The sequence below is a fragment of the Nonomuraea sp. NPDC001831 genome (assembly GCF_042892035.1).
Taxonomy (GTDB): Bacteria; Actinomycetota; Actinomycetes; order Streptosporangiales; family Streptosporangiaceae; genus Nonomuraea.
The window spans coordinates 98,270-111,541 of the sequence record NZ_JBIATU010000015.1 but is presented as its reverse complement, the minus strand read 5'-3'; the positions used below and the strand labels follow the sequence as shown (position 1 = coordinate 111,541).

At 71.9% G+C, this 13,272-nt stretch carries 9 protein-coding genes; 2 read left to right on the top strand and 7 right to left on the bottom strand.

The features are described from left to right. Genes ACFYYW_RS37055 through ACFYYW_RS37025 form a run of 7 tightly spaced genes read right to left on the bottom strand, consistent with a single transcriptional unit; the run spans window position 1 to window position 9,909 of the window. Window positions 1-1,407: a glycoside hydrolase family 20 protein gene (locus ACFYYW_RS37055; protein WP_387656100.1), complete on the bottom strand. Its 1,407-nt coding sequence runs from the start codon at window positions 1,405-1,407 to the stop codon at window positions 1-3. Further along, on the bottom strand, window positions 1,400-3,100 hold the full coding sequence (locus ACFYYW_RS37050; RefSeq protein WP_387656098.1) for a beta-galactosidase family protein: 1,701 nt from the start codon (window positions 3,098-3,100) through the stop codon (window positions 1,400-1,402). Before ACFYYW_RS37050 ends, ACFYYW_RS37055 begins: the two co-directional genes overlap by 8 nt. A gap of 22 nt (window positions 3,101-3,122) precedes the next feature. Beyond that, window positions 3,123-5,468, bottom strand: coding sequence for a discoidin domain-containing protein (locus tag ACFYYW_RS37045; RefSeq protein WP_387656095.1), 2,346 nt, complete (start codon window positions 5,466-5,468; stop codon window positions 3,123-3,125). A gap of 20 nt (window positions 5,469-5,488) precedes the next feature. Continuing rightward, window positions 5,489-6,382 carry a carbohydrate ABC transporter permease gene (locus tag ACFYYW_RS37040; protein WP_387656092.1) on the bottom strand — a complete coding sequence of 298 codons (894 nt, stop codon included), beginning with the start codon at window positions 6,380-6,382 and terminating at the stop codon, window positions 5,489-5,491. After that, a complete protein-coding gene (locus ACFYYW_RS37035) occupies window positions 6,379-7,329 on the bottom strand; it encodes a sugar ABC transporter permease (protein WP_352328248.1) in 951 nt (316 codons plus the stop codon). Before ACFYYW_RS37035 ends, ACFYYW_RS37040 begins: the two co-directional genes overlap by 4 nt. 1 nt (window position 7,330) lies before the next feature. After that, window positions 7,331-8,626 carry an ABC transporter substrate-binding protein gene (locus ACFYYW_RS37030; protein WP_387656088.1) on the bottom strand — a complete coding sequence of 432 codons (1,296 nt, stop codon included), beginning with the start codon at window positions 8,624-8,626 and terminating at the stop codon, window positions 7,331-7,333. Between the two features lie 5 nt (window positions 8,627-8,631). After that, complete coding sequence (locus tag ACFYYW_RS37025; protein WP_387656085.1) at window positions 8,632-9,909, bottom strand: Gfo/Idh/MocA family protein; 1,278 nt, start codon at window positions 9,907-9,909, stop codon at window positions 8,632-8,634. A 132-nt stretch (window positions 9,910-10,041) separates the two neighbouring features. Here ACFYYW_RS37025 and ACFYYW_RS37020 point away from each other — a divergent pair, with 132 nt between their 5' ends. Then, a complete protein-coding gene (locus ACFYYW_RS37020) occupies window positions 10,042-11,172 on the top strand; it encodes an ROK family protein (protein ID WP_387656082.1) in 1,131 nt (376 codons plus the stop codon). Between the two features lie 47 nt (window positions 11,173-11,219). Then, on the top strand, window positions 11,220-13,205 hold the full coding sequence (locus ACFYYW_RS37015; protein ID WP_387656079.1) for a right-handed parallel beta-helix repeat-containing protein: 1,986 nt from the start codon (window positions 11,220-11,222) through the stop codon (window positions 13,203-13,205). The last annotated feature ends 67 nt before the right edge of the window (window positions 13,206-13,272 follow it).

Genomic DNA, 13,272 nt, shown 5'->3' with positions numbered 1-13,272 from the left:
CTACGGGCGCGCCGGCCCGCCGGCCTCCCGCACGGCGTCCATGAAGGCGCGGTACGGCATGCCCCCCGCGCCGCTCCACATCTTCTGGGCCAGGACGGCGAAGGTGGGCTCGACCAGGTCCCGCACGTCGTCCTCGGTGTAGGGCGCCGCGGTGATGTCGTTCCACACCGCCGACATGGCGCCCAGCAGCCGCGGATCGCCGGGGGCGACGCTCTGGCCGTCGGGGAAGACGTGCGGCGCCCAGTGGTCGTACAGGTACTCGCCGTCCAGGCCGTCGGGGTGGTAGTAGGTGGCGGCCGGGACGATGTAGAGCAGGGAGTCGCTGGTGTTGACGAAGGAGTAGCCGTCCCGCCCGGCCTCGTGCGGGCCGTACCAGACGGTGGCCCAGCAGTTGATCACCACGTCCCGGTCGTAGCCCTCGGGGACGCCGCCCGCCATCCTGGTCAGGCTGCCCCACGCGCGCGGACGTTTGCCCAGCGCCCGCAGGTGGGCCGCCATCGCGTTGAAGAACTCCCGGTAGCGCGGCTCGTCGGCCAGGTACTCGTCGGCCCCGAAGTGCGCGTGCGGGCCGCGGAACCAGGGGACGAACTCGGTGAACACGTCCTTGACGAACTGCGTGGCCTCCGGCTTCGACAGGTCCAGGTGGTCGTCGCCCAGCCCGATCGAGGGACGGAACCGGACGAACGCCAGCGAGTGGGCGGGCGCGTCGATCTCGGGGACGAGGGTGACGCCCTCGGCCGCCGCCGCCTCCTCGAAGGAGTCCCAGTCCGCCCGGTCGTAGGCGCCGTCGGCCGAGGCCAGCCCGGCCAGCGCGGGATCCTCCGGCACCAGCCGGAAGCCCGCCTGCACCTGCGACCAGGTGCCGTCAGGGGCCAGGAAGCCGTTGTCGTTGAGGTGGAGCTGCAGCTCGTTGAGCTTGAACCAGCCCATGACGGCCAGCTGCTCGCGGATGAAGCGCGGCGTGAAGAAGCGGCGGCCCACGTCCAGCATGAAGCCGCGCACCGGGTAGTCGGGCCAGTCGGCGGCGGCGCCCACCGGCAGGTCGGCGGCGGTGCGCAGGATCTGCAGCAGGCTGCGCGTGCCGTAGAACAGGCCGGTGGGCGTGGGCGCGGAGATCCGCACCTGCTCGCCGGTGACGGCGAGCAGGTAGCCCTCCTCGGCGAAGCGGGCGCCGCCCGCCTCGCACGTCAGGGCCGGATCGAGGGTCAGGACGACGTCACCGGCGCCCGCCGGCCCGCCGGCCGCGGCCAGGGTCAGGCCGGTGACCTGCCCGATCTCCCGGGCCAGCCGGTCGCGCAGGGCGGTCTCGTCGCTCACGACCCTGGCCAGCGCGGCCCGGGGGAGCACGCCGGCGCCGCCGTCCCACTGCTGCAGCCGGGGGACGACGACCGGGCACGGGTTACCCAAGGCCGGCCTCCTCCCGGATCTCCACGACCGGCGCCCGGCAGCCGTCCAGTTCGAGGACGACGAGCTCGTTGCCGCCCGCGCGCAGCAGCGGCCACGGCAGGTAGAGGGTGCGCTGGGGGCCCCGGTCCCAGTAGCGGCCCAGGCAGAACCCGTTGACCCAGACGTACCCCTTGGTCCAGCCGGGCAGGGCGAGGTAGGCGTCGCGCGGCTCGGCCACGGTGAGCGTGCCGCGGTGGAAGACGGGCCCGGTCGTCGCGCCGGTACGGCCCCACGGCAGCCCGGACACATCGTCCAGCGGGATGGGCACGGCCTCCCAGTCGTGCACGTACTGCCGCTCGTGCCGCACGCCGCCGACGATGCCCTTGCGGTCGCCCAGCCGGGGGCCGTAGTTGACCCGGCCCATCGACTCGACCAGCAGCTCCACCACCGCCGACGGGCCGGGCACCGCGACGGGCACGCCGGTCAGCCCGTCCCGTTCGAGCACCGCCACCGGCTCGCCGTCCACGAACAGGTGAGCCCGGTCGGCCAGGCCGTCGACGTGCAGCTCGTACGGACCCCGCGGCCCGTGCACGGTGGCCCGGTACAGCACCAGGCCGTGGGCCAGCCCGAGCTCCTCGAACGTCGGCGGGCGCGCCGAGCGGCCCGCGACCGGCGGGAGCGCGTCGAACAGCCGCAACGACTGCGTCAGCTCGACGGCGCCGGCCGGCAGCGTCGGCGGCAGCGGCGCCGGCTCGGGCACCTGGCCCTCCCGGTGGGCGGCCAGCACCTTCCTGAACGCCCAGAACTTCTCGGTCGGCGCGCCCCGCTCGTCGATCGGGGCGTCGTAGTCGTAGGAGGTGACGGTCGGCTGGTATGCGCCGTCCTGCAGGTCGCCGCCCAGGTTGGCGCCGGCCCAGGTGCCGAAGTTGGTGCCGCCGTGGGCCATGTAGAGGTTGACCGACGCGCCCGCGGCCAGCATGCGTTCCAGGATGCCGGCCACCTCGGCGGCGTCCCGGGTGGTGTGGGTGTCGCCCCAGTGGTCGAACCAGCCGTTCCAGAACTCCATGCACGCCGGCGGGTCCTCGGGCCGGAAGCGGGCCAGCTCGGCGAAGGAGCCTTCGGGGTCGGAGCCGAAGTTCACCGTCGCCCGCACGCCCGGCAGGGCGCCGCCGGAGAGCATGTGGTCGATCGCGCCGTCGGAGGTGAACAGCGGGACGTCCAGGCCGCGCTTGCGCAGCCCGTCGGCCAGCCACGCCAGGTAGCGCCGGTCGGAGCCGTAGGAGCCGTACTCGTTCTCCACCTGGACCATGATCACGTTGCCGCCGCGGGTGACCTGCCGGGCGGCGACGATCGGGATCACCTCGTCGAAGAAGCGCCCGACGTGGCCGAGGAAGGTCTCGTCGTGGCAGCGCAGCCGGGCGTCCCGGTCGGCGAGCAGCCACCAGGGCAGGCCGCCGTTGTCCCATTCCGCGCAGATGTAGGGCCCCGGCCGCACGATCGCCCGCAGCCCCTCCTCGGCCGCCAGGTCCAGGAAGCGGCCCAGGTCGGCCCGGCCGGTGAAGTCGAAGCGGCCGGGCCGCGGCTCGTGCAGGTTCCAGGCCACGTACGTCTCGACGGTGTCCAGGCCCATGGCCCGCAGCATGGCCAGGCGCTGCCGCCACTGCTCGGGAAGGACCCGGAAGTAGTGCATCGCTCCCGACAGCACCTGAGTCATGCCTTCATCTCTCCTGATCTGGTCAGCGGGTGACGATCTCGTAGAGGGCGAGGTTGCCCCATTCGAGGTTCGCCTTGTGGACGATCAGCCGGATCTTCTGGGTGGACACCGGCGCGGGCAGCCGCATCGTGCTGGTCTCGACGGTGGCGCTGCTGGACGGCCAGTCGATGAGGTGATGGTCGACCCGGGTGACCCAGGAGTCGCCGTCCCAGGTCTGGAGCGAGACGTCCGTGATGCCCTGGCCCTTGGCCCAGGCGGTGTGCAGGGTGACCTCGGAGACGGTCCGCGGCGTGCGGTAGTCGACGGTGATGTCGCCGGGGAAGGTCACCCCGGTCGAGGCCGAGGCCCACGGCGTGCCGGGGTCGCCGTCGATCAGGTTCTCCAGCGCCGACGCCGACACGAACGACGAGGTGGCCACCGGCACGCCGCCGGGCGGCAGGTACGGCTCGGTGGCGGCCGGCACGCTCAGCCGCACCTCGCCGATCCGGAAGCGGCCCTCGCCCGTGACGACCAGCCGCACCCGGCGCGTGGTGACCTCCGCGGGCAGCGTCACCGCCTGCTTCGCGCCGCTCGCCCTGGTCTGCCAGGTACGGCCGTCCGCGGAGGTCTGGACGTCGAACACGATGTCCGGCGAGCCGCTCACCTCGACCCGGCTGAACGTGCGGGGCACGGCGTAGGTCAGGTCGACGTTGCCGGGGAAACGCGGCTTGGGCCCGCTCTGCCAGAAGGTGGCCGGGTCGCGGTCGGCCAGCCGCTCCAGGTGGCCCTGGGGCGTGAACGTGCTGCTCACGTCGGGGAGCGGGACGGCCCGCTGGTACGCCCCGAGGTCGGGCGCCGCGTCCGGGACGGGCGTGCCGGCCAGGTCGGAGACGGCGGGCACGCTCACGCCCGCGTCGAACACCGGCGAGCCGCCGAGCGGACGGTAGCCCGCCAGGCCGCCGGAGCCGGGGGAGGCCAGCCGGGGGTCGGCCACGATCGCCTTGTGGTCGGGCCCCGTCGGCGGCTGCGGCGTGCCCCAGTACAGGTTGTGGTCGTAGATCGCGCCGTTCTTGCCGTCGAACCCGGCGCCGGCCGCGTTGAGGAACACGTTGTCGCGCACCGTGACGCCCGCCGCGTCGTTGTAGATCCGCACGACCTTGCCCAGCGGATACCGGCCGGCCCCGGCCAGCGGCGGCTTGACCTCGACCACCCGGCCGTCGGCGTAGACGGTGTTGTGGTGGATGTCGGTGCCGTGGGTGGCCGTGGACAGCCCGAACACCTCGTAGCCGTCGCTCTCGCTGACGTTGTAGCGCACCACGGTGTCGCGGGTGGGCGCGCCGGCGAAGGACACCGCGATGAAGAACCCGCCGTCGTTGTGGTGGCTGTAGTTGTACTGCACGATGCTGCGGTTGTTGTCGGCGTCGGAGTCGAAGCCGTGCCCGTCGGAGCCCGGCCCGTTGAAGCCGGTGCCGCTCACCTCGTTGCGCTGGACGACGAGGTCGTCGTTGCCCTGCCACCAGATGCCGACGTTGCCGCCGGTCGGCTTGGTGCGGCCGGTCACCGCCCGCTCGACCTTGTTGCCCTCGACCAGCGCGCCCTTGGTGTGCATCGGGGTGATGCCGCCGCCGGTCACGTCGTGGACGCGGTTGCCGCGGATGACGACGCCCGTGCTCGGCGTCCAGGTGACCACCTCGCTGTCGGGGATGCCGGTCTCGACCGGGTAGAGGCTGGTCATGCCGTTGCGCCGGGACCAGGTGGACCACATGATGATCCCGTAGGAGCCGATCTTCGAGATCTCGTTGTCCTCGATGACCAGCCGGTCGAACCAGGTCGGCGTGCGGTTGCCCCGGATCGAGATCAGCAGCCCGGCGGTGGCGACGCTGTGGCCGCCGGCGCCGTCCACGTCGTGGATGTCCAGGTTGCGCAGGGTGACGTTCGCCAGCCTGCCGGAGTCCTTGGCGTACAGGTTGACGCCGGTGCGGTAGACGGCCCGGCCGTCGCTGTTGGTCACCTGGAGGCCGTCCACGACGAAGTCGTGCACGTCGGCGATCGTGACGGCGGCGCCGTCGAGCCCGCCGCCCTCGATCAGCGGCTTGGCGCCCTGGCCGTAGGAGCCGACCGTCGCCGGGGCGCCGGGCCTGCCCGCGCCCTTCAGGGTGAGCCGGCCGGTCCAGCGCTGCCCGGCCCGGAACAGCAGCCGGTCGCCGGGGCCGAGGCTCAGCCCGCTCGCCTTGTCCAGGCTCCGCCAGGCGGTGGCCGGGCTCGACCCGTCGGCGGCGTCGTCGCCGGCCGAGGCGTCGACGTAGTAGGTGGTGCCGGTCGCGGCCTGCGCGGGGGTGGCGGCCAGGAGTCCGGCGAACAACGTTAAAGCGGTGACGATGACGCGCAAGAGCGGGCGTCCTTTCCAGGTCATTTGCCGATACCGGCCGTCATGCCTTCGACGACCCGCCGGCCGAGCCAGATGTAGAGGATGACCATCGGATAGATGAGGATCACGATCCCGGCGAACAGGCCGCCCCAGTCGGAGCTGTACTGCATGGTCGAGTACAGGTTGAGCAGGGCCGCCGGCAGCGTGCGCTCCTCGGGCAGCGGGGTGATGAGCAGGACCAGCAGGGTGGAGTTCCACAGGCCGATCACGTTGAGCACGAGCACGGTGGTCAGGCCCGGCCGGGCCAGCGGCGCGATCACGCGGACGAACGCCGTCAGCGGCCCGGCGCCGTCGAGCTCGGCGGCCTCCTCGACCTCCCTGGGCAGCGACCGGAAGTAGCCGGTCAGGACGAACACCGCGAACGGCAGCGACAGGACGACCTCGAACACCAGCAGCGTGATGCGGTTGTCCCACCAGCCGGTGACCCAGTCCTCCATGAACGTGTAGACCGACAGCTTGGCCACCACGATCGGGATCGCCATGGTCTGCAGCGGGATGCTCAGCCCGACGGCGAAGAACCCGGTGATCGGCCCGGCGATCCGCCGCGACGACCGCGACAGCGCGTAGGCGGCGGGCGCCGCGATCGCGACGATGAGGAACGCGCCGAGCGCGGTCAGCACGACGCTGTTGAGCGCGGCGATCGAGAACTGGCCGGCCTGCCAGGCCGAGTCGTAGTTCTCCCAGGCGGGGGAGTCGGGCAGCGCGAACGGGTGCAGCCACACCTCGCCGGAGGACTTCAGCGACTGCAGGCCGACCCAGGCGACCAGGGCCAGGTTGAAGGCCACCCACGCCCACAGGGCGACGGCGGTCAGCCGGGGCAGCAGCAGGTCGCCCAGCAGCCGGGCCAGCGGACGCCTCACCGGGACGGTCGTCATGACAGCTCCACGCTCTCTCGGCGGGTGATGCGGCGCACCAGGACGATCAGCACGATGGTGATCAGGGTCACCACCACCCCCATCGCGGCGCCGGACCCCAGTTCGGGCACGCCGCCCCCGGTGATCACCGTGTACTGCTGCACGGCCACGGTCCTGGCCTGCAGCGGCGGGGCGCCGGGCGTGCCGCCGGTGGTGAAGGCGATCACGATCTCGAACACCTTGAGGCTGTTGACCACCCACAACACGGCGGCGACCGCGAACACGTCCCAGGTGAGCGGCAGCGTGATGTGGCGGAACTGCTCCCACTTGGTCGCGCCGCCGAGCACCGCGTCCTCGTACAGGTGGGGCGGGATGCCGTCCACGGCCGACATCATCAGCGCGATGTAGAAGCCGGTGGAGGACCAGACCAGCCCGCCGATGACGCACCGGAAGACCAGGTCGGGGCCGAGCCAGGGGAGCCCGTCGATGCCCGCCCAGCCCAGCACCTGGTTGACGACGCCGCCGGGGTTGAGCAGGAACCCGACCGCGGCGCCGACCGCGATCGCCGAGATGATCATCGGCAGGAAGACGACGGACCTGATGAAGGCCCGTCCCTTCAGGTGGCGCAGCGCCATCATCGACAGGAACGTGATCCCGAAGACCAGCGCGCCGCCCGCCACCGCCAGGAGGAACGTGTTGGCGAACGACTGCAGGAACGCGTCGTTGCGCAGCAGCGCCAGGTAGTTGCGCAGGCCGCGCCACTCCATCTCGGCGCCGGGACCGGCCCAGCGGTACAGGCTGACCCACACGCCGTAGAAGGAGGGCAGCACGAACAGCAGCGTGTAGAGCGCGAGCGCGGGCAGCAGGAAGGGCCAGAAGGCCCGTTCCCGCGCCGGCCGCAGGATCTTGCCGCGGTACGGATCCCGCGACGGGAGCGCCGTCTCCGCAACGAGGGAGCCGTATGCCATGTCAGCCCTTGTTCGCGAGGTAGTCGGCGGTCTTCTTCTTGCCCTGCGCGACGAACTCGGCGGCGTCGATCTTGCCCGCCAGGAGCTGGTCGTCCAGGGGCAGCAGGAGGTCGACCCAGTAGGCCTTGTCGGCGGCCAGGGTGTCGTAGGTCTTGTGCACGGCGGGCGCCTCGGCGATCGCCTTCTGCACGTCGGCGAGGAAGTCGGGGGCGGGGATGTCGGGCCGGGAGGGGATGTTGAGCGCCTCGGTGGAGATGCGGCTCAGGTGCTTGCTCTGCAGCGCGAAGGCCAGGAACTCCTTGGCCGTCTCGACGTTCTTGCCCTTGACGTTGACGCCCCAGCCGAGCGCGCCGACCTCGACGGAGTTCTTGCCGCCGACGGGGAGCTGGAAGGAGCGGATCTTGGCGCCGGCCGGGGTCTTCGTCTTGACCTCGCTGGCCAGCCAGGTGCCGTTGATGTTCAGGGCGGAGTTGCCCTGCGCCCAGTCGTCCTGCGCGGCCGGGTACTTCGTGGCCATGTGGTCCTTCTGGAAGTAGCCGCCCTTGGTGAGCTGCTCGACCTGCTTGGCGGCGGCCAGCACCTCGGGCTTGTCCCAGGCGGCGGCGTCCTTCGACAGCGCCAGCAGGCTGCCGGCGCCGTTGGCGCGGACCAGGGCCGAGTAGAACCAGTAGACGTTGTAGAACGGGATCGTGCCGTCCTGGCCGATGCCGGTCCGGCCGGCGGCCTTCTCCTTGTCGAGGAAGGCGATCAGGTCCGCCCAGCTGCGCGGCGGGTTCTCGGCCAGCTCGGGGCGCTTGGCGGCGTCGTACCAGACGGCGGTGGAGATCACGGTGTGCGGGAGGAAGCCCAGCCCCTTGTCGTCGGAGGCGGCCTGCCGGACCGACTCCGGCAGCACGTCCCCGACGGTCTTGCCCTCGCCGGGCACCTGCTTGGTGAGCAGGTCGTCCAGCGGGGCGTTCAGGTTCTGGGCCCGCCAGCCGGGCAGGTTGTCGGTCGCGACGTCGAACAGGTCGGGGCCCTGGCCGGCGGCCATCTCGGTGGGCAGGTTCTCGGTGCCCTTGCGGCCGACGAACTTCGCGTCCACCTTGACGTTGTTCTGCTTGGCGAAGTCGTCCAGAATCGCCTTGAAGATCTTGGCCTGCGGCTCCTGCTCGCCCCAGGAGGAGCGGTAGACGAGGGACTTCTGCCCGGCCTGCCCGGCCGGGCCGCCGCTGTTCTTGTTGCCGCACGCGGTCACACCGAACGCGAGCGCGCCGACCGCCACCAGCGCGGCCGTCCGGGAGAGGACGTTGGTCATGGTTGTCACCTTTCAAGGGGGGAGGGCTCGGCGAGAGTGATCACCGTGCCGGACAGGCGGGCGCGCTCGGCCGCCCAGACCACGCGGTGCGTGGCCAAACTCTCGTGACCGCTGGAACGGATCATCTCCGGGTCGCCGCAGGCCACGGCGTCGAGGAAGGCGTCCATCAGGCCGTCGTCGCCGCCTCCGTGGCCGCCGGCCATCGAGGCCCCGGCGCCGGTCCGGGTGTCGATCTCGGTGATCCGGTCGGTGAGGAAGTCGTGCAGGCGCAGGCGCACGCCGTCGCCCTCGATGGAGCCGTGCGTGCCGAAGATCCGGGTCTTGCGGTGCTCCAGGGCGGCGAAGGCGGTGACGGTGAACGAGGCGGTGGCGCCGTCGGCGAACTCCAGGTTCACCACCTGGCTGTCGACCACGTCGTTGTCGCAGGCGAACACGCACCTGCCGTACGGGCCCTCGCGCAGCGCGGTCAGCACGCCCTGCTCCGTGTGGTCGGCGGTGACCGCCGACAGCGGCCACCACTCCTTGTCCGGGTCGCCCAGGCAGCCCAGGTAGAGCTGCTTGGCCGAGTACGGGCAGGTGGCCTCCACCGGGCAGTCGAGGCAGTTGGCCGTGGCGCCGGCCGGGGCCTGCTCCTGGCGGAAATAGACGAGATCGCCGAAGGAGGAGACCCGGTGCGGCAGACTGCCCTTGATGTAGGCCATCCAGTCGAGGTCGTGGCAGGCCTTGGCCAGCAGCAGCGGAGCCGACTCCGCCTCGTTGCGCCAGTTCCCGCGGACGAAGGAGTGCGCCTGGTGCCACCAGCCGACCTGCTCCAGGTGCTGGATGTTCATGATCTGGCCGACGGCGCCCCGGTCGACGAGCGACTTCAGGGCCCGCGTGTAGTCGGTGTACCGCATGACGTGGCAGACGGCCAGGATGACCCCGTTGCGCTCGGCGGCCTCGGTGATGCGCGCGGCCTCCTCCTCGGTCGGGGCCATCGGCTTCTCCAGCAGGATGTGGTAGCCGAGGTCGGCCGCGGCGACGGCGGGCTCGGCGTGCATCCGGTCCTGGGTGCCGATGATCATGGCGTCGGCCAGCCGGCCCGCCGCGACGAGGTCGGCCCAGTCGGCGAAGACGTTGCCGGGTGCGATGCCGTGCTCGGCGGCGAAGGCGGCGCGGCGTCGCGGATCAGGCTCGGCGACGGCCACGATCCTCGCGCGGCCGGTCGTCAGGGCCCGGCGGGCGTACAGCGTGCTCCGCAGCCCCGCGCCCGCGACGGCGAGCGTGACGACGGGTTCCGACATCGATGTCCTTCCGGTTTGCCACTTAGTAATTAAAGCTGTTTTTATTAGTCCCTGTTTGTATTGGTCGCCAGGCAGCACTGTCAAGGGGGGTCCATGCGGAAGGTCGCGCTCCAAGGAAGCGACGCACATCGCTTGCGGCGGATCAACATGATCGCGACGCTGCGGGCGATCCGCGCGGCGGGCGTCGTCCCGCTCACCGACCTGGCCCGCCGCGCCGGGCTGTCCAGGCCGACCGTGGAGGGCCTGGTCGAGGAGCTGCACGGGCACGGATGGCTGGAGGAGGTCGCCCCCGAGGCCGGCCAGATGGGCAGGCCGGCCCGCCTCTACCGGTTCCGGGCCACCACCGGCTACGTCGTCGGCGTCGACATCGGCTCCTCCAGCGTCCGCGCCCAGGTGACCGACCTGGAGGGCGAGCCCGTCGGCCTCGGCTTCACCCGCGTCCAGGCCGACTACGGCAGGGCCGAGCGGCTGGCGGCCGTCCGCGCGACGATGGCGGCCGCGCTGCGGGAGGCCGGCGTCACCGCCGACCAGGTGTTGTCGGTGGCCGTGGGCACCACCGGCGTGGTGAGCCCGTCCGGGACGGTCCGCCTGTGCGTGGGGCTGCCCGAGTGGACGGGCCTGGACCTGGCCGCCGAGGTGGGCCGCGACTACCCCTGCCGGGTCCTGGTGGAGAACGACTGCAACCTCGCCGCCCTGGCCGAACGGTGGGCCGGCGTGGCCCGCAAGGTGGACGACGTGGTGTTCGTGCTGTCGGGCGTGCGCACCGGCGCCGGCATCCTGGTGCGCGGCGAGCTGCACCGCGGCGGGCGCGGCATGGCGGGCGAGATCGGCGCGCTGCACCTGGTCGGCTGGCACCGCGCGCCCGACCACCTGGCGCGCTTCGCCCCCGATGCCGCGCCGGAGGAGGTGGCCGGGCTGGTCTTCGCCGCGGCCAGGGACGGCGACCCCGCCGCCCGGTGGGCGGTCGAGCAGTACGCGCACGACCTGGCCGAGGGCATCGCCGCCATCGTGCTGACCGTGGACCCCGACCTGGTGGTGGTGGGCGGCGGCGTCTCGCGCTCGGGCGACGTGCTCATGGAGCCGCTGCGCCGCCACCTGGACCCGCTCTGCCTCGAACCGCCCGCCCTGGAGATCTCCACCCTCGCCGACCAGGCCGTCGTGCTCGGCGCCGTACGGCACGCCCTCAACCACGTGGACGAGCTTCTCTACGACGTGGATCTCCCTCTTGACCTGACCCTCTTCAGGCAAGATATTAAACCTTGATTAATTAGTAACTCGGGCGCCCGACCGTCACCTCCCAAGGAGTTGCCGTGTTCCGAGTTCTCTTACCGTGCGCCGCGCTGGTCCTGACCTTCGCAGCCGCGCCTGCCCCGGCCTACGCCGCCACCTCCTACTACGTCGACCCCGCAGGGAACGACGCGGCCGACGGGCACTCCCCGTCCACCGCGTGGCGGACCCTGGACAAGGTCAACGCCCAGACGTTCCAGCCCGGCGACACCGTGCGCTTCAAGGCCGGCGGGCAGTGGACCGGCCGGCTCGCGCCGCGCGGCTCGGGCTCGGCCGGCAGCCCGGTCACCTTCACCTCCTACGGCGCCGGCGCCCGGCCGTCCATCGCCGGCGGCGGCGTCGTGGACGCGGCCGTCAAGCTGGCCGACCTGCACGACGTCGTCCTGGACGGCTTCGAGGTGACCAACACCGGGTCGGGGAGCACGCCGCGCATCGGCATCGCGGTCACCGCGACCGACCTCGGCGCCGTCCCCCGGATCACCGTGCGCGGCAACTACGTGCACGCCATCCAGGGCGCCACCTCCGGATCGCAGTCCTCCAACCCGTCGGCGGGCGGGATCATCGTCAGCGCGCTGGGCAAGAACACCGCCACCTACTACCAGGACCTGCTCATCGAGGACAACGAGGTCGCCGACTCCCGCTCGTACGGGATCGTCACCTGGTCGCAGTGGATGCAGCGCGAAGGCTGGACGTCCCTGTGGAGCGACCTCATGGGCATCCCCGCCGCCGACTACCGGCCCTGGACGCCGAGCACGGGCGTGGTCGTCCGCGGCAACGACGTGCACGACATCTCGGCCGGCGGCATCACCGTCATGCAGGCCCAGGGCGCGCTCATCGAACGCAACCGGGTCGCCAGGACCGCGCAGAACCACGGCAACGTCGGCATCTGGTGGGCCGGGGCCGACGACACCGTGGTCCAGTTCAACGAGGTGTCCGGGACGAAGTACTGGGGCCTGGCCAGCGACGGCAACGCCTTCGACGCCGACGCCTCCGTCCACCGCAGCCTGGTCCAGTACAACTTCAGCCACGACAACGAGGGCGGCTTCTTCATCGCCGTGTCGACCGGCACCGGACCGGCCGAGGCGACCATCCGCTACAACATCAGCCAGAACGACGCCAACCAGGTCTTCGCCTTCTCCACCAACACCAGGAACATCGACGCCTACAACAACACCGTCTGGGTGCCGCTGACGCCGTTCATCCAGAACCATCCGGACCGGGCCTCGTTCAGCCTGGTGAAGGTGTGGAGCAGCTCGGTGAGCAACATCCGGCTGCGCAACAACGTCATTTACAACGGCGCCAACCTGCCCTACAACGACGGCGGCGCCGTGCAGTACGACCGCAACCTCTACTACTCCGGGCCGGTCCCCGGCGGCGACCGGGCGGCCCTGTCCGGCAACCCGCTGCTGACCGCCCCCGGCGCCGCCACCACGCTGGCCGACCTGTCCGGCTACCTCCCGACGGCGTCCTCCCCGGTCCTGCGGCAGGGCCTGGAGATCGCCTCCGACGGCGGCCGCGACGTCTCCGGCACGGCCCTGCCCTCGGGCATGCCCGACCTCGGCGCCGTCCAGCGGACCGCGGGCGCGGGCCTGTCCGAGCCGGCCGCGACCGTGACCACCTCCTTCGGCAACGGCCAGAGCACCACCCCCGCCGCCCTCACCGACGGCTGGGACTACACGACCTGGGCCAGCCCGTCCTCCGGCGTCACCTATCCGGGCACCGTCACCCTCACCTTCCCCAACGCGAGGACGGTCGGCGAGGTCGTGCTGGCCACCCACTTCGGCCAGGGCCAGGGCATCACCTCCCTCGACGTCCAGACCTGGGACGGCTCGGCCTGGGTGACCCGGACGGCCGGCGCGGCGATCAGCTGGGCGAGCAACACCGCCACGGTCGAACGCCGGTCGGTGCCGCTGCCCGCGCCGGTCACCACCACCCAGGTGCGCCTGGTCGTCAAGGCCGCCAACCACACCTGGGGCAACCTGTCCGTCAGCGAGATCACGACCCGCTGAGCCCCTCCCTCACCGAGGTCGCGCCGGGATCCCTGGCGCGACCTCCCGCCGCCGGGTTGACCTCAAG

What these genes read in the sequence shown, in the direction of transcription:
- ACFYYW_RS37050 (WP_387656098.1), bottom strand. Translation starts at nt 3,100, where the DNA reads ATGACTCAGGTGCTGTCGGGAGCGATGCACTACTTCCGGGTCCTTCCC.
- ACFYYW_RS37040 (WP_387656092.1), bottom strand. Translation starts at nt 6,382, where the DNA reads ATGACGACCGTCCCGGTGAGGCGTCCGCTGGCCCGGCTGCTGGGCGAC.
- ACFYYW_RS37035 (WP_352328248.1), bottom strand. Translation starts at nt 7,329, where the DNA reads ATGGCATACGGCTCCCTCGTTGCGGAGACGGCGCTCCCGTCGCGGGAT.
- ACFYYW_RS37030 (WP_387656088.1), bottom strand. Translation starts at nt 8,626, where the DNA reads ATGACCAACGTCCTCTCCCGGACGGCCGCGCTGGTGGCGGTCGGCGCG.
- ACFYYW_RS37025 (WP_387656085.1), bottom strand. Translation starts at nt 9,909, where the DNA reads ATGTCGGAACCCGTCGTCACGCTCGCCGTCGCGGGCGCGGGGCTGCGG.